This is a genomic window from Hydrogenophaga sp. R2 (assembly GCF_049843595.1).
GTDB lineage: Bacteria > Pseudomonadota > Gammaproteobacteria > Burkholderiales > Burkholderiaceae_C > Hydrogenophaga.
In genome coordinates, this window is sequence record NZ_JBBHZN010000003.1 from 149,906 (window position 1) to 171,274 (window position 21,369).

Genomic DNA, 21,369 nt, shown 5'->3' on the forward strand with positions numbered 1-21,369 from the left:
GGGATGGTCCGGGGCTGCCGCCACGGGGCCATCGGCGGTGTAATGGCCCTTCCCTTCAGCCATCACCGAGGTGCCCCATGCACATTCCCTCCCTGCGTGAAGTCGTCAGTGTCGAAGAGTGGGCGCTGCGCTGCGATCTGGCCGCCTGCTACCGCCTGGTGGCGGCCTATGGCTGGAGCGATCTGGTCTTCACCCACATCAGCGCCAAGCTGCCCGATAGCGTGACCGGCGGCGAACACCAGTTCCTGATCAACCCCTACGGCCTGATGTTCGACGAGATCACCGCGTCCAGCCTGGTGAAGGTCGACATGGCCTGCAACAAGCTGCACGACTCGCCCTTCCCGGTGAACCCGGCCGGGTTCGTCATCCACAGCGCGGTGCACGAGGCCCGGCCCGATGCGGTGTGCGTGCTGCACACCCACACCCGCGCCGGCGTGGCGGTGAGCGCGCAGCAGCACGGCATCCTGCCCATCAGCCAGCAGAGCACCTTCGTGCTCTCATCGCTGGCGTACCACGACTACGAGGGCGTGGCCTTCCGCCCGGACGAGAAGCCGCGCCTGCAGGCCGATCTGGGCCAGGCCAACTACCTGGTGCTGCGCAACCACGGCCTGCTGACCGTGGGCCGCAGCATCCCGGACGCCTTCCTCTCCATGTACACCTTCGAGAACACCTGCCGCATCCAGGTGGACGCGCTGGCCGGCGGCACCACACTCACCCAGGTGAACCCCGCCATCCTGGCCGGCATGGCCGACGTGATGCGGGTGGCCACAGCCGGCCAGGGCGCGCAGCTGGCCTGGCCGGCGCTGCTGCGCAAGGCCGAGAAGCTCGACCCCTCGTTCCGGACCTGACCCGGGCGGGCTGATTCAACCGGCGGCGCGGTCCGCCACGAAGGCGGTCATGCCGTCGAGCACGGTGCGCAGGCGCCGGGCCTCGCGCGAGTGGCGCAGGCGTGGCGACCAGCCCACCAGCCACAGCACCGTCCGCAGGCGCGGCAGCAATCGGGCCAGAAAGGGACGCAGGTCGGGCACGTGCGTGCCACCGGCCTCGGCGTAGGCCTGCAGCACCTGCAGCACCGCGCCCGGGCCCAGCGGCTCGAGATGGCGGGTCATGGACAGCAGCAGCTGCACGGCGTCGTAGCGCTGCACCAGGTCCAGCGGCATGCCGGGCACCAGACGCTCTTCAAAATCGAGCCGGGCAAAGTGAACGCCATCCCATGTGAGGTTGCGGGTCTGAGATCCGCCGTGCCACTGACCTCGCGCATGAAAGCTGGCCAGATCGGCACAAGCCCTGCACATCACCGGCAGCCGATCCGCCGGAGACGCCGCATCCAGCCAGCGGTCCAGGGTGGTGCCGATGTCGCTGGTGACCAGGTGCTGCCCGTCAAAGGCCAGCACCGCCGGCACCCGCTCGCCGGCGGCGGCCAGGGCCTGCAGGCGCGCATGTTCGTGGGCCAGCAGGGCCACGCCATCGGTCTGCCGCACGGCCGCCCAGGGCACCGGCACGCCCAGGGCCCGTGCCATGCACCAGATGCCGAGCGACTTGCGCCCGCTGCGCAGGGGCCGGTCGGCGGACTTGGTCCAGGTGCGCTCGGGGGCGGCGGGGGGCGGGGTGGGATGGCTCATGGGGGGCGGCGAAGGACGGGCGATTATCCCGGCAAGACCGCCCGCCCCGTCACGGCGCGTCGGCGTAGCGCCGCCACTCCCAGCCCGACACCTCGCGGCTGAACTCGGCCCACTCGTCCCGCTTGACCTGCAGGAACTGCTCGCAGAAACCGGCACCGACAGCCTCGCGCAGACCACCATCGGCCTGCAGGGCGTCCAGCGCGGAGTGCAGGTCGCGGGGCAGGCGCGGCGGCAGCTCATCGCCCCGGGCATGGCGTTGGTACAGGTCGTCGTCGGTCGGGGGCACCGGCGGCAGGGCGCGGTCGATGCCGTCCAGGCCGGCCGCCAGCGTGCCGGCCAGGGCCGCGTACACATTGCAGGCCGGGTCGGGCAGCCGCCACTCCAGCCGGCCGGCCACGGTGCGGACCAGGCAGGTGCGGTTGTTGTCCCCGATGGCCTTCCACACCGGCGACCAGGTGGTGCCGGAGGCGCTGCGGCTGGCGGCCAGCCGCCGGTAGCTGTTGACCGTGGGCGCGCACAGGGCGGCCAGGGCATCGGCGTGGTGCAGCAGGCCGGCGGCAAACCGGTGACCGAGCTCGCTCAAGCCCAGCACGCCCGACGGGTCGACCATGAGGCCGTGGCCCTGGTGGTCGGTGAGGCTCAGGTGGAAATGCAGGCCGCTGCCCGGCGGCTGGGCCAGCGGCTTGGGCATGGTGGAGAACACCATGCCGTGCTCTCGCGCCACCTCGCCGGCCGCCAGCTTGAACAGCTGGTAGCGGTCGGCTGCGGCCAGGGCATCGTCGAAGCGGTAGTTCACCTCGTACTGGCCATTGGCGTCCTCGTGGTCGATCTGCTGCAGCTCGAAGCCCAGGTCCTGCAGGGCCTGGCGCAACCGGTCGAGCAGGCCGAAGTGGCGGCCGATGGCCCGCAGGTCGTACGAAGGCTTGGCCAGCGTGTCCTGCGCATCGGCCACGGCCCAGCCGCCATCGACGGGGCGTAGCAGGAAAAATTCGGGCTCGATGCCGGCCCACAGCGTCCAGCCACGCTGGCGCAGCCGCTCCACCTGGGCCTTGAGCACCTGACGCGGGCAGGTGTCCAGCGGCTCGCCGCCGGCAAAGCCGTCGCACACCGCGTGCGCCACGCCGGCCATGAAGGGCCAGGGGCGAAGGGTCTGGGGCAGCACCCGGCCCATGTATTCGCTGCGGGGGCCCATGCGCGGCAGGCCGGTGCCGGTGATGCTGGGCCCGGAGAAACCGGCCCCCTCGGCCACGGCCTGGGGCAGCAGGTCCAGCGGCACCAGCTTGCCCTTGACGCCACCGTCGAGGTCGGTGAAGGTGGCCAGCACCGAGTGGATGCCCTGCGCCCGCAAGGCGGCCATGCGGTCGGACAGGTCGGCCTGCGCCGAGGCCGTCAGGCTCAAGCCAGCACCTCGGCCAGCGCGGCGTCCAGCACCGACAGGCCTTCGTCGAACACCGCGTCCTCGATGGTCAGCGGGAACAGGAAACGGATCACGTTGCCGTACACGCCGCAGGTCAGCAGCAGCAGGCCACGGGCGAGTGCGGCGGCCTGCACCTTCTTGGTGGTGTCGGCATCGGGCGCGCCGGTCTTGGGGTCGACGAACTCGCAGGCCACCATGGCACCCAGGCCACGGATGTCGCCGATGCGGGGGCGCACGGCGCGCTGCGCGATCAGGTGGCCGATGAGCTTGTCGCCCAGGCGCTGGGCACGTTCACACAGGCGCTCTTCCTCGATCACGTCCAGCACCGCGTGCGAGGCCGCAATGGCCAGCGGGTGACCGGCGTAGGTGCCGCCCAGGCCACCGGGGGCCGGCGCGTCCATCACCGCCTGACGGCCCGACACAGCGGACAGCGTGGTGCCGCCCGCCAGGCTCTTGGCCATGGTGATCAGGTCGGGCGACACGCCGTAATGCTCCATGGCAAACAGCTTGCCGGTGCGGGCAAAACCGGTCTGCACCTCGTCGGCGATCAGCAGGATGCCGTGCTGGTCGCACAGCTCGCGCAGCCACTTCACGGCGGCCGGCTGGATGGGGTTGAAGCCGCCCTCGCCCTGCACCGGCTCGAACACAATGGCGGCCACGCGCGACGGCTCGATGTCGCACTTGAACAGCTGCTCGATGGCCTTTTTCGTGTCGTCCAGCGAGGCGCAGTGGCACGGGAAGGGCACGTGGTAGACCTCGGGCGGGAAGGGGCCGAAGCCCGCCTTGTACGGCTGCACCTTGCCGGTGAGCGCCACCGAGAACAGGCTGCGGCCATGGAAGGCACCGCCGAAGGCGATGACGCCGCTGCGGCCGGTGGCCGAACGCGCGATCTTGATGGCGTTCTCGATGGCCTCGGCGCCGGTCGAGAAGAAGGCCGTCTTGGCCGGCCCGTCGATGGGCACCAGCGCATTGATGCGCTCTGCCAGCGCCACGTACTCGGCGTAGGGCACCACCTGGTAGCAGCTGTGGGTGAAGCGCTGCAGCTGCGCCGCAATGGCGGCCTGCACCTTGGGGTGCAAATGGCCGGTGTTGAGCACCGCGATGCCGCCGGCAAAGTCGATGAAGCGTCGGCCTTCGATGTCCCAGAACTCGGCGTTCTTCGCGCGGTCGATGAAGAAGTCACCCATCACGCCCACGCCGCGCGGCGTGGCGGCCAGCCGGCGGGCATGCCAGGCGGCATTGGTGTGCGGGGCTTGCAGGGCGTCGGGGGTTTGCGGGGCGTTCATGGGCGTCTCCTTCAGACAGGGGAATCAATCCGGATCCAGATGGTCTTCACTTCCGTGTACTTGTCGAACGCGTGCAGCGACTTGTCGCGGCCCACGCCGCTCTGCTTGAAGCCGCCGAAGGGCACGGTGATGTCGTCCTCGTCGTACTGGTTCACATGCACCGTGCCGGCCCGCAGCGCACGCGCCACGCCATGGGCCTTGTTGATGTCGCGCGTCCACACGGCCGCCTGCAGACCGTAGATGTTGCTGTTGGCCTGGCGCACCACGTCGGCCGCGTCGGTGAAGCTCAGCACCGAGAGCACCGGGCCGAAGATCTCTTCGCGGGCGATCGTCATGTCGTTCTTCACGCCGTCGAAGATAGTGGGCTTCACATAGAAGCCGCCCTTCACCGGCTCGGCGGCTTCGCCACCGGCGAGCAGCTGGGCGCCTTCGCTGCGGCCGCTGTCGATGTAGCGCAGCACCGTGTCCATCTGCACCTTGTCGACGATGGCGCCCATCACGGTGGACTTGTCCAGCGGGTTGCCCGGCTGGTAGCGCGGCACCAGGGCCAGGGCCTTTTCCAGGAAGGCGTCCTTGATGGAGGCCTCCACGAACAGGCGCGAGGGCGCGTTGCAGCTCTCGCCCTGGTTGAAGAAGATGCTGCCCACGGCGGCCTCGACCGCACGGTCCAGGTCGGGGCAGTCGGCGAACACGATGTTGGGCGACTTGCCGCCCAGTTCGGTCCAGGCGCGCTTGAGGTTGCTCTGCCCGGCCATCACATGGATCTGCTTGCCCACGCGGGTGCTGCCGGTGAAGGCGATGCAGTCCACGTCCATGTGCAGCGCCAGCGGGCTGCCGGCCTCCTGGCCGTAACCCGGCACCACGTTGAACACGCCCGGCGGAATGCCGGCGGCCAGCGCCAGCTCGGCCAGGCGCAGCGCGGTCAGCGGGCTTTTCTCGCTGGGCTTGAGCACCACCGAGTTGCCGGCTGCTAGGGCCGGCGCGATCTTCCAGGCCGCCATGATCATGGGGTAGTTCCACGGCACGATCACGCCCACCACACCCACCGGCTCGCGGGTGATCAGCGCCAGTGCGGTGCTGGGCGTGGGCGCGATCTCGTCATACACCTTGTCCACCGCCTCGCCGTACCAGCGGATGCAGTTGGCCGCACTGTTCACGTCCACCGCGCGGGCGTACTTCACCGGCTTGCCCATGTCCAGGGTTTCGGTGAGCGCCAGCTCGTCGGCATGCGCGATGAGCTGGTCGGCGAACTTCAGCATCACCCGCTTGCGCGCCGCCGGCGCCATGCCGCTCCAGCGCCGGTCTTCAAAGGCGGCGCGGGCCGCAGCCACGGCGGCGTCGATGTCGGCCGCACCGCAGCGGGCCACCGGGGTCAGCAGGCGGCCATCCACCGGCGAGAGGCAGTCGAAGGTCTGACCGTCGCGCGCGTCCACGCGCTGGCCATTGATGACGGCACGGCCGTCGAAGCGGGGGGTGGTGTTGCTGGCGTTGTCGCTCATGGGCATCCTCAGATTGGCCCCCATGCTAGCCCGGGAAAGGCACACCGCGCCAGTCCACTTTGGCGGACCGGCGGGCATCCACCGAGGGACGGGTACACGCGCAGGAGATCAAGCAACCAGCCACGAAAAAGCCGCCCTCGGGCGGCTTTTTGCATGTCAGGCCAGGACCGGATCAGAACCGGTAGCCATAGCTCAGGCCGATGGCCTTGGCATTGACACCCCCCTTGCTCAGCTGGTTAAGCCAGCTGGCCTGCAGGTACGAGGTTTTGCTGAGGCTGTAGTTGACGCCGAAGCCATAGGCGAAATCGTTGTCGGAGGCGGAATCGGACGCACCGTCGGCGGACAGCTTCAGGCGGGTGCGCTGCCAGCCGGCACGGCCGAAGAGTTCCACGCTGTCGTTGAGCTGCACGCTGGGGCGCAGGAACACGCCGAGGTTGGTGCCCAGCTTGGCCGTGACGCCGGTGGGCGCACCATTGAACGTCAGCTCATCGCTGCCCAGGGCCAGGCCCAGGTTAGCTTCGACGGCCAGGTTGGCGTTGATCCGGCGACCCAGGGTGGTGCTGAGCACGCTGGGGGAGGCCTTGAGGCCGAAGTCGGAGGCTTTGACGGAGACGCGCGAGTAACCCACTTCCACATAGGTGTTGAGGTCGTTGGTCTGCGCTTGAGCGGTGCCTGCCAGGGTGAGGAAGGCCGCTGCGGCTGCGGTAGCAATGAGGGTACGTTGCATGGTGAATGGAAGGAAAGATTGAACCCATGCGGTTGCATGGGCCGATCGATCCTAGGTTTCACCTGGGGCGTACACCCTCCCCCGGTTCCCCGGGCAGCGAGCGGTTAGGCGCTCACTTCACCTGCAGTGCCGCCACCTCCGCCCGGGCGGCGGCGGCAATCTCGCGCTCGCGTCGTCGCGTCTGCCGCGCCACCCACACCGCATAGCCCACGATGACGATGGTCACGGTGACGATGAGCAGCGTGGCGGCGGCGTAGATGGTCGGGTTGATGCCCCGGCGGGCGTAGCCGAAGATCACCTGCGGCAGGGTGCTCACGCCCGGGCCGGAGAGGAATTCGGAGATCACCACGTCGTCGAACGACAGGGTGAAAGCCAGCAGGAAGGCCGCCAGGATGGCCTGGAAGATGTTGGGCAGCGTGACCAGGAAGAACACCTGGATGGGCTTGGCGCCCAGGTCCATGGCGGCTTCTTCGGTGGAGCGGTCCATCTCCATCAGGCGCGACTGGATCACCACCATGCCGTAGGCCATGCCCAGCAGCGTGTGGCCCAGGATGATGGTGAGCATGCCGCGCTCGGGCCAGCCGAACACGTTCTGCGCGCCCACGGCCAGCAGCAGCAGCGACAGGCCGATGATCACCTCGGGCATCACCAGCGGCGCATTCACCATGCCGCTGAAGATGGTGCGGCCCACGAAACGGCGGTAACGCACCAGCACGAAGGCGGCGAAGGTGGCCAGCACGGCCGAGAGCACGCCGGTGATGGCCGCCACCTTGAGCGAGAGGAAGAAGCCTTCGACGATCTTGGTGTCGCGGGTCAGGGCCTCGTACCAGCGCAGCGAGAAGCCGGTGAACCGGGCATCCTGCCGGGTGCTGTTGAACGAGAACACCATCATGAACACCAGCGGTGCATACAGGAAGGCAAACACCAGCGCCATCCAGAGCTTGCCGGTGTGTTTCTCAAGCAGTTGCTTCATGGCCGGCTCCTCAGGCGCGCTGTTCGTTCTTGTTGCCGCTGTAGTGGTAGTACAGCGCCAGGGGCACGACGATGACCGCGATCATGACCACGGCCAGTGCCGTGGCCCGGGGCCAGTTGTTGGCGGTGAACATCTCGTCCCACACCACGCGGCCGATCATGAGGTTCTCCGGGCCGCCCAGCAGGGAGGGGATCACGAACTCGCCCACGCAGGGAATGAACACCAGCATGAAGCCGGCCACGATGCCCGAACGCGACAGCGGCACCGTGACCAGCCAGAAGGCCTTGAAGGGCGTGGTGCCCAGGTCGTAGGCGGCCTCCAGCAGGCGGAAGTCCATCTTCACCAGGTTGGCGTAGAGCGGCAGCACCATGAAGGGCAGGTACACATAGGTCATGCCCACCAGCATGGACACGTTGGTGTAGAGCATGGCGATGGGCTCGCTGGTGATGCCCAGCGCCATCAGGGCGCGGTTGACCACGCCCTGGTCGGCCAGGATGCCCTTCCAGGCGTACACACGCAGCAGGAACGAGGTCCAGAACGGCAGCATCACCATCAGCAGCAGGGCCGGGCGCACGCTGGCCGGCGAGCGGGCGATGAAGTAGGCAAACGGGTAACCGATCACCAGGCACAGCACCGCCGTGCACAGCGCATACCAGATGGAGCGCAGGTAGGCCTCCACATAGAGCGTCTTGAACAGCGGCGCGCCCTCTTCCATGCGGAAGATGGAGAGGTAGTTCTCGTACTTGAGCCTCAGCACGCCGGTGTCCGGGTCCCACAGCGGCTTGAACGGGCTGATGTCGCCGCCCATGTCCACGAAGCTGATGTAGAGCAGGATGAGGAAGGGCAGGAAGAAGAAGACGATCAGCCAGGCGTAGGGCACGCCGATGACGAATCGTTTGCCGGGGGTGGGCAGGTTCATGGTGATCCTCCGGCAGGGGTCAGTCGCGCAGCACCACGGCGTCGGTGTCGTCCCACCAGAAGAAGACCTCGTCTTCCCAGGTGATGCCCAGGCGCTCGTGGCGCGAGCCGTTGGGCTCGGTGATCTTCACCCGCGCGCCCTGCGGCGTGATGACGATGTAGGTGTTGTAGGAGCCGAAGTACGCAATCTCCTTGACCCGGCCGCCGAAGACGTTGTGGTCCATGTCGGCCGGGCGCTCCTTGCCGATGCTCACCTTCTCGGGGCGCACCGCCACCGCCACCGACATGCCCAGGCTGCCGCTGATGCCGTGACCCACCTGCACCTCGCCGATGGCCGTGGTCACGGCGCAGCGGTCGGGTTCGTCCAGGCTGAGCTTGCCCTCGAACAGGTTCACGTTGCCGATGAAGTCGGCCACGAAGCGGTTGCCCGGGTATTCGTAGATCTGCTGCGGCGTGCCCACCTGCAGCACCCGGCCCTTGCTCATGATGGCGATGCGGCTGGCCATGGTCATGGCCTCTTCCTGGTCGTGGGTCACCATCACGCAGGTCACACCCACCTGCTCGATGATGTTGACCAGCTCGAACTGGGTCTGTTCGCGCAGCTTCTTGTCGAGCGCGCCCAGCGGCTCGTCCAGCAGCAGCAGCTTGGGCTTCTTGGCCAGGCTGCGGGCCAGCGCCACCCGCTGCTGCTGGCCGCCCGACAGCTGGTGCGGCTTGCGCTTGGCGTACGGGGTGAGCTGCACCAGGGCCAGCATGTCGCCCACGCGTTTCTCGATCTCGGCCTTGGGCAGGCCCTCGCGCTTGAGGCCGAAGGCGATGTTCTCCCAGATGTTGAGGTGCGGGAACAGCGCGTAGCTCTGGAACATCATGTTCACCGGCCGCTCGTAGGGCGGCTGGGACACCAGGTCCTGGCCGCCCAGCAGGATGCGACCGGACGTGGGCTTCTCGAAGCCGGCCAGCATGCGCAGCAGGGTGGACTTGCCGCAGCCCGAGCTGCCCAGCAGGGCAAAGATCTCGCCCTTGCCGATGGAGAGCGACACCTCGTCGACCGCCACGGCCTCGTCGAAGCGCTTGATCAGTTTGTCGGTGATCAGGTAGCCATCAGTGTGTCCAGCCGCTGCCATGGAATGCGCCTCTTGTGGGGTGGTGGGTGGGTCGACAGAAAAAGAAACGGGGCTGTTCATACGGCGGTACGAACAGCCCCGGGGGTCACAGCCCGTTCAGGACAGCAGGCTTATTTGGCCTTGCCGGTCTTGAACGCGTTGTAGGCGGTGGCCATGGCTTCGCGGGCTTCGTTGGTGAAGCTGCTCGGCGGGATCATCTTGCCCATGTAGGCGGCGTCCACAAAGATGGTCTTGTTGGCAGCCATCTCGGGGTTCACCTTGTCCATGGCGGCCTTGTTGCCGGCGTTGTAGCTCATCTCGTTGGCCATGGCGGCGCCGTTCTCCGGGCTCAGGAAGAAGTTGATGAAGGCCATGGCGTTGTTCGGGTGCTTGGCATCCTTGGTCACGGCCATGGTGTCGAAGAACGACAGGGCGCCGGTCGAGGGCAGCAGCGCCTCGATCTCGTCCTTGGAGCCGTTCTCCTTGGCGCGGCCGGCCGCGATGTTGATGTCACCCGACCAGCCCACGGCCACGCAGGCCTTGCCGCCGGCGATGTCGTCGATCATGGTGGAGCTGAACAGGCGGATGTCCTTGCGCACCTTGGCCAGCATCTCGGTGGCGGCCTTGTAGTCGGCCGGGTCGTTGGAGTAGGCGTCCTTGCCGATGTAGTGCAGGGCCACCGGGATGATCTCGGTGGGCGAGTCCAGGTAAGCGATGCCGCAGGACTTCAGCTTGCTGGTGTACTCGGGCTTGAACACCAGGTCCCAGGCGTTCTCGGGCATGGGGGTGCTGCCCAGGGCCTTGGCGACCTTGGTCTTGTTGATGCCCACGGTGGTGAAGCCCCAGGCCCACGGCACCAGGTACTTGTTGTCCGGGTCGGCCTTGGTCAGGACCTGCATCACGGCCGGGTCGAGGTTGGCGTAGTTGGGGATCTTGGCCTTGTCCAGCGGCTGGTAGAAGCCGGCTTCGATCTGGGGCTTGGCGAACACGGTGCCGGGCACGACGATGTCGTAGCCGGTGTTGCCGGCGACCAGCTTGGCGTTGAGTGCCTCGTTGGTCTCAAAGGTGTCGTAGTTGACCTTGATGCCGGTGGCCTTCTCGAATTCGGCGATCAGGTTCTCCGGCACGTAGTCGGGCCAGTTGTAGATGTTGAGGACCTTCTCGTCATCCAGCACCGGGCCGGCGGGGGCAGCCGGGGCAGCAGCCACCGGGGCGGGGGCGGCCGGAGCAGCGACCGGCTCCTCTTTTTTGCCGCAGGCGGCCAGCAGCATGGCCGACATCGCGAGAACCAGAACGTGCTTCTTCATGGTGATGCTTTCTCCTGAACGAGGGTGTGTAGACCGAAAGGTTTCAACGCAACGGGAAGATGACCCACCGACAGCTAGCAAGTTCCAGACCCGTGGCGCGCGACACCGATGCCCGCAGGCGGTCCGGGCATGGCGCGGCGGTCATTCTAGTCAGGAGTGCAGCCCTTCGGCCCGCAATTGCACCAAAGTGGCGTCCAGACACTGTCGGATGAGCCCAATCATCTCGTCGATCTGGGCCCGGGTCATGACCAGCGGCGGCGCGATGATCATGCGGTCGCCCACGGCGCGCATGATCAGCCCGTTCCTGAAGCAGTGCGCGCGGCACTTCATGCCCACCCCCAGATCGGGGTCGAAGGTCTGGCCGGTGGCCTTGTCCTTGACCAGCACCAGGCCGGCCACGAAACCGCAGGTCTCGGCCACGCCCACCAGGGGGTGGTCGTTGAGCTCGGCAAAGCGCTGGGCCAGGTAGGGGCCGGTGTCGTTCTTCACCCGGCCGGGCAGGTCCTCGCGCTCCATCAGTTCCAGGTTGGCCAGGGCCACGGCACAGGCCACCGGATGGCCGCTGTAGGTGTAGCCGTGGTTGAACTCGCCGCCCTGCTCGATCAGGACCTTGGCCACCCGGTCACCCACCATCACGCCGCCCAGGGGCACGTAGCCGCTGGTCACGCCCTTGGCGAAGGTCACCAGGTCGGGGCGGTAGCCGAACTTCTCGTAGGCAAACCAGTGGCCCAGGCGGCCGAAAGCGCAGATCACCTCGTCGGAGATCAGCAGGATGCCGTACTGGTCGACGATGCGCTGGATCTCGGGCCAATAGGTCTCGGGCGGGATGATCACGCCACCGGCGCCCTGCACCGGCTCGGCGATGAAGGCGGCCACGCGCTCGGGACCGACCTCCAGGATCCTGGCCTCCAGCCACCCGGCGGCCCGGCGGCCGAAATCGGCGGCCGACTCGCCCGGCTTCGCGTTCTCGAAGAAGTAGGGCTGCTCGATGTGCACGATGTCGGGAATGGGCAGATCGCCCTGCGCATGCATGCCGCTCATGCCGCCCAGCGAAGCGCCGGCCATGGTGGAGCCGTGGTAGGCATTGTGCCGGCTGATGATGACCTTGCGCTGCGGCTGGCCCAGCAGGTCCCAGTAGCGGCGCACCAGACGCACGTTGGTATCGTTGCTCTCGGAGCCGCTGCTGGAGAAGAACACATGTTCAAACCGGCGGCCGCCCACCTCCGGCGCCAGCGAGGCCAGCTTGCTGGCCAGCTGCACCGCCGGCACGTTGGTGGTCTGGAAGAAGCTGTTGTAGTAGGGCAGCGTCATGAGCTGCTGGTAGGCCGCGTCGGCCAGCTCCTTGCGGCCGTAGCCGGCGTTCACGCACCACAGGCCGCTCATGGCGTCCAGGATGCGGTGGCCTTCGGAGTCCCACACATAGATGTTCTCGGCCCGGGTCACCACCCGCGCGCCGCGCGTGGCCAGATCGCCGTGGTCGGTGAACGGGTGGATGAAGTGCGCGCTGTCCTGCGCCTGGATGGCCTTGGTGTCGTGCTGCTCGGCGCGGCGGACGATGGCGGGCGGTGCAATGAGGGTCGAGGTGTTCATGGCGTTTCGCTTTCAGGCAGATCAGACGTGCAGCAGCAGGTGTTCGCGTTCCCAGGGCGAGATCACCTTCATGAACTCGTCGAACTCCAGCTCCTTGATCTCGGTGTAGATGGTCACGAACTCCTTGCCCAGCACCTCGTGCAGGTCGGGTTCGCGGCGCAGCCAGTCCAGGGCCTCGCCCAGGCTGCGCGGCAGCGAGTACGGCGCCAGGTACGCGTCGCCCTTCATCTCCGGCTTGGGCTTGATCTTGTTCTTCAGGCCCAGGTAGCCGCAGGCCAGGGTCATGGCCATGGCCACGTAGGGGTTGGCGTCGGCACCGATCACGCGGTTCTCCACGCGGCGGGCCTGCGGGCTGGCAATGGGCGAGCGGATGCCCACGGTGCGGTTGTCGTGGCCCCATTCGATGTTGATGGGGGCGGCGGTGTGGCGCGAGAGGCGCCGGTAGCTGTTCACATACGGCGCCACCAGCACCATGGCCGCCGGGATGTAACGCTGCAGGCCGCCGATGTAGTGGTGGAAGGCCTCGGAGGCGCTGCCGTCCTCGTTGCTGAAGATGTTGCGGCCGGTGGCCTTGTCCACGATGCTCTGGTGCACATGCATGGCGCTGCCCGGCTCGCCGGCAATGGGCTTGGCCATGAAGGTGGCGTACATGTCGTGGCGCAGCGCGGCCTCGCGCACCGTGCGCTTGAAGAAGAACACCTCGTCGGCCAGGCCCAGCGGGTGGGCGTGGAAGAAGTTGATCTCCATCTGACCCGCGCCCACCTCGTGGATCAGCGTGTCCACGTTGAGCTCCATCTTTTCGCAATAGTCGTAGATCTCTTCGAACAGCGGGTCGAACTCGTTGACCGCGTCGATGGAGTAGGCCTGGCGCGAGGTCTCGGCCCGGCCGCTGCGGCCGATCGGCGGGCGCAGCAGGGTGTTGGGGTCGGTGTTGCGGGCGGTCAGGTAGAACTCCAGCTCGGGGGCCACCACCGGGTCCCAGCCCTCGGCTTCGAACAGGTTGCACACATGGCGCAGCACGCTGCGCGGTGCGAACGGCACCAGCTTGCCCTGGTGGTCGAAGCAGTCGTGGATGACCTGCGCCGTGGGGTCGGTGGCCCAGGGCACGATGCGCGCGGTGGTGGGGTCAGGCCGCAGCTGCATGTCGCGGTCGGTCGGTTCGATCACGTCGTAGTAGGGGCCGCTCTCGGGGAATTCGCCGGTCACGCCCATGGCCACGATGGCCTGGGGCAGCCGCATGCCGCGGTCTTCGGTGAACTTCTCGCGCGGCAGGATCTTGCCGCGGGCCACACCGGTCAGGTCGGGCACCAGGCATTCCACCTCGGTCACGCGGCGTTCGTTGAGCCAGTTCTCCAGGTCGTTGAAGGTCTTGGGGGCTGTTTTCTGGGCGTTCATGGCCGGTTCCTTGTCGTCAGGGCTCGTGTTGTCATGCGGTCAATGTCGCTGGGGTCGGGTTCAGGCGTTCGTTGCGCCGCTGGCGGCAGGCACGGCCGAAGGCCTCGAAGATGGCGCTGTAGAACGGGTTCTCCCAGCAGCGCCATTCGGGGTGGAACTGCACCGCGTAGGCAAAGCTGCGGGCTCCCAGCACCTCGAAGGCCTCGATCTGGCCGTCGGGCGCCCGGGCCAGGGCGCGCAGCCCGTCGGCCAGGCGGTGGATGCCCTGGCCGTGCAGGGAATTGACCTGCACTTCGGTGCCGCCGGCCCACTGCGCGAACACGCTGCCGGGCTCCAGGTGGATGGCGTGGCGCGGGGCGTACTGAACGTCGGGCGGCTGGCCCTTGGGTTCCCGGTGGTCCATGCGGCCGGGCACGTTGTGCACCTGCTGGTACAGCGTGCCGCCCAGCGCCACGTTGATTTCCTGGAAGCCCCGGCAGATGCCCAGCAGCGGCACGCCCTGCTGCACGCAGGCCCGCACCAGGGCCAGGGTGAGCTGGTCGCGCTCGGCGTCCAGCGGCAGCGAGGGATCGGCCACCGGCTCGTCGAAATGCGAGGGGTGCACGTTGGAGGGGGAGCCGGTGAGCATGACCCCATCCACCAGGGCCAGCAGCTCGTCGATCTGGTCGGCGCTGGCCAGGGGGAACATCACGGGCTGGGCCTGGGCGCCCACCTTGACGGCGCGGGCGTACTTGTCGCCCAGCAGCAGGAAGGGCATCTGATGGCCGTGGTCGCCCAGAAGGCGGTGGTCGGCGGGGAGCCAGACCATGCTTGGCGGCTTGTTCATGCAATCTCCGGTTGCAGGCCATTGTGGCGGGCAAATTGGATCACAATGAGGGCCAGTTGAGCCAACCACATGGTGCCACTTGCTCTCGGAATTCCTGCTCAGTGAGATGACCCGCCTGGGCAGCCAGGACGCCCTGCCCCTGCACCGCCAGCTCTACGAGGCCCTGCGCCGCGCCATGCTGGACGGCAAGCTCGGTGCCGGCGAACGTCTGCCCTCCAGCCGCGATCTGGCGCAGGACCTGAACCTCTCGCGCAACACCGTGGTGGCGGCCATCAACCAGCTCAGCGTGGAAGGCTATCTGGCCAGCCGCGTGGGCAGCGGCACCTACGTGAACGACAACGTGCCCCGCGCCACGCCGGGCCGCGCCAGCACCGGGGCACCGCTGCGTGCGGCGCCGCAGCAGGCCGGGCGCCTGTCGCAGCGCGGCGAACGGCTGGCCCACCGCTTCAGCGCGGCCGACCTGGAGGTGCAGCCCTTCACCCCCGGCATCGCCGATTTCAGCGCCTTCCCCCTGCCCCTGTGGCAGCGGCTGCAGAACAAGCACTGGCGCATGACCTACCCGGACATGCTGGACTACAACACCTCGGGCGGCTACGCGCCGCTGCGCCGCGCCATTGCCGACTACCTGCGCGTGTTCCGCAGCGTGCACCTGGACGCCGACCAGGTGATCGTCACCACCGGCACCCAGCAGTCGCTGGAGCTGTGCGCCCGCCTGCTGGCCGACCACGGCGACACGGTATGGGTGGAAGACCCGGCCTACTGGGGCGCCATGAAGGCCTTCATGGCCACCGGCCTGCAGGTGCACCCGGTGCCGGTGGACCGCCAGGGCATCGCGCCCGGCCCGCAGGACGATGCCACCCCGCCGCGGCTGATCTATGTGACGCCCTCGCACCAGTACCCCACCGGAGCGGTCATGTCGCTGCAGCGGCGGCACCAGCTGCTGGCCACCGCCACCGCCCACGAAGCCTGGGTGCTGGAGGACGACTACGACAGCGAATACCGCTTCAGCGGCCCGCCCATCTCCAGCCTGGAAGGGCTGGACACCACCGGGCGGGTGCTCTACATGGGCACCTTCTCCAAGGTGCTGTACCCCGGCATCAAGCTGGGCTACCTGGTGGTGCCCAAGGCGCTGGTCGAAGCCTTCCGCCGGGCCCACTACGACCTCAACCGGCCGGGCCAGATGCCGGTGCAGGCGGCCCTGGCCGAGTTCATCGAGATGGGCCACTTTGCCAGCGCGCTGCGCCGCGCCCGCCAGAGCTATGCCGAGCGCCGCCAGCTGCTGCTCGATGCCCTGCGGCCGGTGCTGCGCGACGACACCGAGGGCCCGCGCATCACCGGGGCCGAGCAGGGCCTGCACCTGTGCCTGCGCCTGCCGGGTTCGGTGGACGACGTGGCGCTGACCCAGCGCATCGCCCAGCAGGGCCTGACGGTCCGGCCCCTGTCGGCCTACTGCCTGCAGCGCACCGACCTGCGCGGGCTGATCATCGGCTACGGCTATGCACCGCTGGACGAGATCGCGCGCTGCGGGCCGCTGCTGGCCATGGCCGTGGCCCGGGTGCTGGCAAGCCGGCCGCTGCCGGCCTGAGACACCCGGACCGGGCGGTTCAGACCACGTCCCTGAACCGGTGCCACAACATCCCCAGGGCCAGGCTGGGCGTGCGCAGCAAGGGCCCCCCCGGGAAGCGGCGGTGCTGCAGCCGGGCAAACACATCGAAGCGCCCGGCCTGCCCCGCCACCGCCTCGGCCACCAGCTGGCCGGCCAGGCCGGTGAGCGCCACGCCATGGCCGCTGAAGCCCTGCAGGTAGTACAGGTTGTCGCCCAGGCGGCCGAAGTCGGGCGCACGGTTCATGCTGATGTCCACAAAGCCGCCCCAGCAGAAGGCCACCGCCACCTCGCGCAGCGCCGGGAAGATGCGCACCATGCGGTCGCGCATGAGCGCCTGCAGGTTCGGTGGCGTCATGGTGGTGTAGCTCACCCGGCCGCCGAACAGCATGCGGTGATCGGCGCTGAAGCGGAAGTAGTCGAGCACGAAATTGTTGTCGCACACCGCCGCATGACCGGGGATCAGCGTGGCGGCCAGCTCGGGGTCGACCGGCTCGGTGCCGATGATGTAGGTGCCCACCGGCATGATGCGCGGCGCGATGTCGGGCGCCACCGCCGGCCCGTATTCGGGCAGCATGCAGTTGCCTGCCAGCACACCGAAACGGGCCGTGACCGCGCCCTTGGGCGTGAGCGCCTGCAGCGACGGGCCGCGGCGCAGCGAGGTCACCGGCGAACGCTCGAAGATCTGCACGCCGGCCGCCCGGGCCGCATCGGCCAGACCCAGCGCGTACTTCAGCGGGTGCAGATGGCCGCTGCGCTGTTCGCGGAAGGCCGCCACATAACGCCGGGTGCCGATGAGCCGGCCCACGTCGTCGCCTTCGGCCCAGTCCACCGGCACGCCGCGCACCTGCAGGTCCTCGGCTTCCTCACGCAGCGCGCGGGCCTTGCGCGGCGCGTCGGCCACGTACAGGTAACCGTGGCGGCGGTCGCAGGCGATGCCGTGCTCGGCGATGCGGCGGTCGATCAGGTCGATGGCGTCCAGCGACATGTCCCAGGCGCGCTGCGCGTCGGCTGCGCCCAGCTGCTGCTCGAACGGGCCCAGGCCGCTGGCATAGCCCACGATGGCCTGGCCGCCGTTGCGGCCACTGGCGCCGCTGCCCACGCGGTCGGCCTCCAGCACCACCACGCTCAGGCCGCGCTGCGCCATCTCCAGCGCGGCGCTCAGGCCGGCAAAGCCGGCGCCCACCACCAGCACATCGACCTGCAGCGAAGCGTCCAGCGGGTCCTGCAGCGGCGGCCGCTGCACGCTGGCCTCGTAGTAGCTGGCCTGGTTGAGCTGGGTATCCGATCCGATCAGGGAGGCGCGCCACATGACCGACCCCTTCAGCGCCGGGCCTGGCGAGCGACCTGACCCGAGAGGTAGGTCCACACCAGGGTGGCGGCGGCGTTGCTGGTGAGCTCGGCATGGTCGTAGGCCGGTGCCACTTCCACGCAGTCCATGCCGATCCAGTTCAGGTCGGCCAGCTCCTCGATGAAGGTCAGCACCTGCGAGCTGCTCAGGCCGCCCGGCTCGGGCGTGCCGGTGCCGGGGGCGAAGGCCGGGTCGAGCACGTCGATGTCCAGCGTGAGGTAGGCCGGCCGCTGGCCGATGCGCTGGCGGATGGCGTTGATCGCCGGTGCCAGACCGGCGCCGTCCATGCCGCGCAGGCGGCGAGCGGTGAAGATCTGCCCGCCCTGGTCGGCCACGTATTCGCGGGCGGCCCGCTCGCCGCTGGAGCGGATGCCCACCTGCACCGTGTGCGCCGGGCTCACCAGCCCTTCCTGCAGGGCCTCGTAGGTCCAGGTGCCGTGGCCGGAGGGCTCGCCGAAATGGTCGGTCCAGGTGTCGCAGTGGGCATCGAAGTGCAGCAGGGCCAGCGGCTCGCCACCATGGCGGGCCTGGGCCGCGCGCAGCAGCGACAGCGTGGCCGAATGGTCGCCGCCCAGAAAGATGCAGTGGTGCCGCGCCATCAGCTCGGCCGCCTGCTGCTCGATGTGGCGGCGCACCTCGGGCAGGGGCGAGGCGTTGGGCAGGCGCATGTCCAGGGCGTCGCCCACATGGGCCAGGGGCGACACATCGAAGACGGGATGGATGGCGTCGCACAGCATCAGGCTGGCGGTGCGGATGGCCTGCGGCCCGAAGCGGGCACCGGGCCGGTTGGTGACCACCCCGTCATAGGGCACGCCGCAGATGGCAAAGGGCTGGTCGGCCAGCGGCGCGCAGGCCATGAAACGCTGGGTGCTGCTGGCGTAGGCGAACTGTCCGATGGCCATGGTGGGGATCCGTTGAAAAGGAGGAACGGGAAAACCGGGGGCTGGATTGGCCCCGCAAGATACCCCCGGACCACCGGAACGGCAGGTCCAATTTCCCCGGGGCCGGGAGGCCAGTTCAGCGCCGCGGTTCGGTGCGCTGCGGACTGCGCGGCTCGCTGGAGCCGCCGAACAGGCCCTTGATGCCCTCACCCAGCCGGTCGCCCAGGTTGGCACCGGCGCTGGTGCCCACGCCCGGCATGAGGGCGGTGCCGATGGCCGCGCCCAGCAGCGCCGAGCGGGTGAGCGTGACCGAGGGATCGTCCAGCGTGCCGCCCAGGGCCAGGGGCACGCCCATGGCGCCGCCGCCGGCACCCCGGGTCATGTCCACCCGCACCCGGCCCGACAGGGCGCGGGACGGCGCAATCGCCACGTCGCCGGTGGCTGCCAGCACGCCCGAGGTGGCCACCAGGTTCTGCAGCTCGATGGCCGCCCCGCGCGTGTTCACCTGGCCGGCCAGCGTGTCCAGCGAGGTCTCGCCGCCCCGGGACAGGCCCACGGTGGTGACTGCCTTTGCCAGGTCGATGCCGTGCAGCACCGCGTCGTCGATCTGGAACCGGGTCTGGGTGCGCAGCGAGCGCAGCAGCACGTCGGTGCCGGCGGCCGGGTCCACCCGGGCCGAGAGTGCGGTGGTGGCCTGCAGCCGGCCGGTCAGGGTGCGGCTGGGCACGGTCAGGGCCGACAGCTCCACCTGGCGGGTCACCAGATCGCCCTGCACCTGCCAGACCGTGGGCCGGTCAGCCGAGCCCGCAGGATCGGCCGGCAGCGGTGTCCAGCGCAGGGGGCCACCGACGGTGCCGCCACCGATGCGGGCCGACAGCTGCCACACCCGGGTGCCGGTCTCGGCGGGGTCGGCACCGGGCGGCTGGCGCTCCAGCTGCACGGTGGCCTGGCGGTAAGGGCCTTCGAGCACCTTCACGCCGGCCTGCTGCGGCCAGCCATCGACCGACAGCTTCAGGTCGGCATCCACCGTGTGGCGCACCCGCTCCAGACTGATCCAGCTCAGGCGCTGCAGGCGCACCTCGCGCGGCAGCAGGGCGGCATCGGGCAGGGTGTCGGCCTCTGGCGCAGACGGCTCGGTGCCGCGCGGGCGCTGCGCCAGGGCCGAGAGCGCCAGCAAGGCACCCTGCGGCAGCACCGCGTCGTCCACATGCAGGACGGACAGCCGGAACCGCCCACCCAGCAAGGCCGCGTAATCGGGCTGCAGCGCGGCCCGGCCCACGGTCACCGGGTCGGGCGCCTGACGGGTCTTACGTCCAGCCGCATTCATCGCAGGCGGCTCGATCACCAGGCCTTCGATGCCCACCGCTGGCCAAGGCCGGAAGTCCAGCCGGATGCGCTGCATCTGCACCGGTGCGCCCAGCGCGTCGCTGGCCAGGGTCTGCACCCGCAGCCGGAAGTCGTCGGTGCCCAGCCAGTGCGACAGCGCCACCGCACCGACGCCGCCCAGCGCCACCAGACTGCCCAGACCGATCCACCATCCCTTGCCGCGCACACCCGTCTCCACTCACCAGGCCCGCTGGCGCAGCGCCAGCACCGCCCCCAGCCACAGCACCAGGGCCGACACACCCAGCCCCAGGGACAGGCCGCCAGGACCATCCGCGATCAGGCCCACCACCGTGGGGCCGACGATCTGGCCGGCCGCAAACACCGTGGTGAAGGCACTGATGCCGGCCGCCCACTGCGCCGGCGGCAGGTTGTGCCGCACCAGCGCGGTGGTGGACGCCACCACCGACAGGAACACGCCGCCGAACAGCAGCCCCGACACCAGGGCCAGAGGCACCCAGGTGGTGAGCGCCGGCAACACGCAGGCCAGACCCAGCAGCGCGTTCAGGCGGGCCAGGGGCTGGCCGTCGCGGTGCCGGTCGAGCAAGCCCGCCCACAGCCGCGACGAGGCCATCACCGCCAGCCCCAGCAAGGCATAGAACACGGTGATGGTCAGCGGCGAGCGCCCCTGTTCGCGCAGCAGGGCGATCACGAAGGTCATGTAGCCGATGTAGCCGATGCCGAAGCAGCCATAGCCCAGCAGCGCCGGCCGGAAGTCGCGCCAGCGGAACACCCGGGGCACCGCTCCGTCGGCGGCGGGTGGTGACGGCGGCGCGTGCCGGCCCAGCACCCGCGCCGGCCAGGCCAGGCCCAGCGTGGCCATGCCGCACAGCAGGGCCAGCATCCACCAGGCCCAGGCCCAGCCATGGGGCACGCTGGCGGCCGCCTGCAGCACCGGTGGCACCAGCAGGGCCGAGGCCACGATGCCCAGCCCGGTGCCGCCGTAGTACAGCCCCAGCAGCAGGCCGCTGCGGCGCGGGTCGCGCGCGCCCAGTCGAGCCGCCAGCAGGCCGCCAGTGATGAACACGAAGGCACTGGCCACGCCCGCCAGCAGGCGCTGCAGCAACAGCGGCAGGGCGTCGACAAAGAAGCCGCTGGCCAGCATGAACAGCGTGGCCAGTGCCGAGCCGAGCAGCATCAGCCGCGCCGGTGTCAGGTGGCGCAGCAGCAGTGGTGTGGCCAGCGCGCCCAGCAGGTAGCCCAGGGCATTGGCGGTGTTCATGCCGCCGGCCAGGGTGAAGCTCCAGCCCAGGTCGGCCCGCATGGGGGGCAGCAGCAGCCCGTAGGCAAAGCGGGTGATGCCCAGGGACACCGCCGCGCCCAGCGACAGGGCCATGGCCAGGCCCAGCAGGGGTTCGCTCCGGGCAGATGTCGTCGTCGGTTCCATCGCAGGCCATTGTCGCCCGCTGCGGTGCCAATTCAAGGTCGGACGAACCAGCCACTGGGCCCGGGCTGCCGCAGTGGTGACAGGCCCGGCTTACAGTCATC

General features: G+C 69.1%; 18 protein-coding genes. 2 read left to right on the forward strand and 16 right to left on the reverse strand.

The window, feature by feature from the left end:
• Positions 1–77: 77 nt before the first annotated feature.
• Positions 78–848 (forward strand): class II aldolase/adducin family protein, encoded by a 771-nt coding sequence (locus WD026_RS12055; protein ID WP_425723901.1) that lies wholly within the window; start codon positions 78–80, stop codon positions 846–848.
• 15 nt (positions 849–863) lie between these two features.
• Here the strand turns inward: WD026_RS12055 and WD026_RS12060 are convergent, their stop codons facing one another.
• The 12 genes from WD026_RS12060 to WD026_RS12115 form a co-directional block, all read right to left on the reverse strand.
• A complete protein-coding gene (locus WD026_RS12060) occupies positions 864–1,622 on the reverse strand; it encodes a hypothetical protein (RefSeq protein ID WP_425723902.1) in 759 nt (252 codons plus the stop codon).
• 49 nt (positions 1,623–1,671) lie between these two features.
• Positions 1,672–3,021 (reverse strand): type III glutamate--ammonia ligase, encoded by a 1,350-nt coding sequence (locus WD026_RS12065; RefSeq protein WP_425723903.1) that lies wholly within the window; start codon positions 3,019–3,021, stop codon positions 1,672–1,674.
• Entirely contained in the window at positions 3,018–4,325 is a 1,308-nt protein-coding gene (gene gabT / locus WD026_RS12070) for a 4-aminobutyrate--2-oxoglutarate transaminase (protein WP_425723904.1), read from the reverse strand. The genes WD026_RS12065 and gabT overlap by 4 nt, the downstream gene beginning before the upstream one ends.
• A gap of 11 nt (positions 4,326–4,336) precedes the next feature.
• A complete protein-coding gene (locus WD026_RS12075) occupies positions 4,337–5,824 on the reverse strand; it encodes an aldehyde dehydrogenase (protein WP_425723905.1) in 1,488 nt (495 codons plus the stop codon).
• Positions 5,825–5,996: 172 nt separating this feature from the next.
• Positions 5,997–6,551 (reverse strand): porin family protein, encoded by a 555-nt coding sequence (locus tag WD026_RS12080; RefSeq protein WP_425723906.1) that lies wholly within the window; start codon positions 6,549–6,551, stop codon positions 5,997–5,999.
• A gap of 112 nt (positions 6,552–6,663) precedes the next feature.
• The gene (locus WD026_RS12085) at positions 6,664–7,524 is read right to left on the reverse strand and encodes an ABC transporter permease (RefSeq protein ID WP_425723907.1); all 861 of its coding nucleotides are present in this window, start codon (positions 7,522–7,524) and stop codon (positions 6,664–6,666) included.
• Positions 7,525–7,534: 10 nt separating this feature from the next.
• Positions 7,535–8,443, reverse strand: coding sequence for an ABC transporter permease (locus WD026_RS12090; RefSeq protein ID WP_425723908.1), 909 nt, complete (start codon positions 8,441–8,443; stop codon positions 7,535–7,537).
• Positions 8,444–8,462: 19 nt separating this feature from the next.
• Positions 8,463–9,566: an ABC transporter ATP-binding protein gene (locus tag WD026_RS12095; RefSeq protein ID WP_425723909.1), complete on the reverse strand. Its 1,104-nt coding sequence runs from the start codon at positions 9,564–9,566 to the stop codon at positions 8,463–8,465.
• Between the two features lie 110 nt (positions 9,567–9,676).
• Positions 9,677–10,852, reverse strand: coding sequence for an extracellular solute-binding protein (locus WD026_RS12100; RefSeq protein WP_425723910.1), 1,176 nt, complete (start codon positions 10,850–10,852; stop codon positions 9,677–9,679).
• Positions 10,853–11,002: 150 nt separating this feature from the next.
• Positions 11,003–12,442: an aspartate aminotransferase family protein gene (locus tag WD026_RS12105; protein WP_425723911.1), complete on the reverse strand. Its 1,440-nt coding sequence runs from the start codon at positions 12,440–12,442 to the stop codon at positions 11,003–11,005.
• Between the two features lie 21 nt (positions 12,443–12,463).
• Positions 12,464–13,837, reverse strand: coding sequence for a glutamine synthetase family protein (locus tag WD026_RS12110; protein ID WP_425723912.1), 1,374 nt, complete (start codon positions 13,835–13,837; stop codon positions 12,464–12,466).
• A gap of 31 nt (positions 13,838–13,868) precedes the next feature.
• Positions 13,869–14,663, reverse strand: coding sequence for a gamma-glutamyl-gamma-aminobutyrate hydrolase family protein (locus WD026_RS12115; protein WP_425723913.1), 795 nt, complete (start codon positions 14,661–14,663; stop codon positions 13,869–13,871).
• Between the two features lie 79 nt (positions 14,664–14,742).
• Between WD026_RS12115 and WD026_RS12120 the strand changes: the two genes are divergently transcribed.
• Positions 14,743–16,248 carry a PLP-dependent aminotransferase family protein gene (locus WD026_RS12120; protein ID WP_425723914.1) on the forward strand — a complete coding sequence of 502 codons (1,506 nt, stop codon included), beginning with the start codon at positions 14,743–14,745 and terminating at the stop codon, positions 16,246–16,248.
• 19 nt (positions 16,249–16,267) lie between these two features.
• On the opposite strand, the gene WD026_RS12125 is transcribed toward WD026_RS12120, so the two are convergent.
• From WD026_RS12125 to WD026_RS12140, 4 genes are all read right to left on the reverse strand, one after another.
• Complete coding sequence (locus WD026_RS12125; RefSeq protein ID WP_425723915.1) at positions 16,268–17,578, reverse strand: NAD(P)/FAD-dependent oxidoreductase; 1,311 nt, start codon at positions 17,576–17,578, stop codon at positions 16,268–16,270.
• A gap of 11 nt (positions 17,579–17,589) precedes the next feature.
• The gene (gene speB, locus WD026_RS12130) at positions 17,590–18,519 is read right to left on the reverse strand and encodes an agmatinase (protein WP_425723916.1); all 930 of its coding nucleotides are present in this window, start codon (positions 18,517–18,519) and stop codon (positions 17,590–17,592) included.
• A 115-nt stretch (positions 18,520–18,634) separates the two neighbouring features.
• Complete coding sequence (locus WD026_RS12135) at positions 18,635–20,050, reverse strand: AsmA family protein (protein ID WP_425723917.1); 1,416 nt, start codon at positions 20,048–20,050, stop codon at positions 18,635–18,637.
• A gap of 12 nt (positions 20,051–20,062) precedes the next feature.
• Positions 20,063–21,268 carry a YbfB/YjiJ family MFS transporter gene (locus WD026_RS12140; protein WP_425723918.1) on the reverse strand — a complete coding sequence of 402 codons (1,206 nt, stop codon included), beginning with the start codon at positions 21,266–21,268 and terminating at the stop codon, positions 20,063–20,065.
• Between the last annotated feature and the right edge of the window lie 101 nt (positions 21,269–21,369).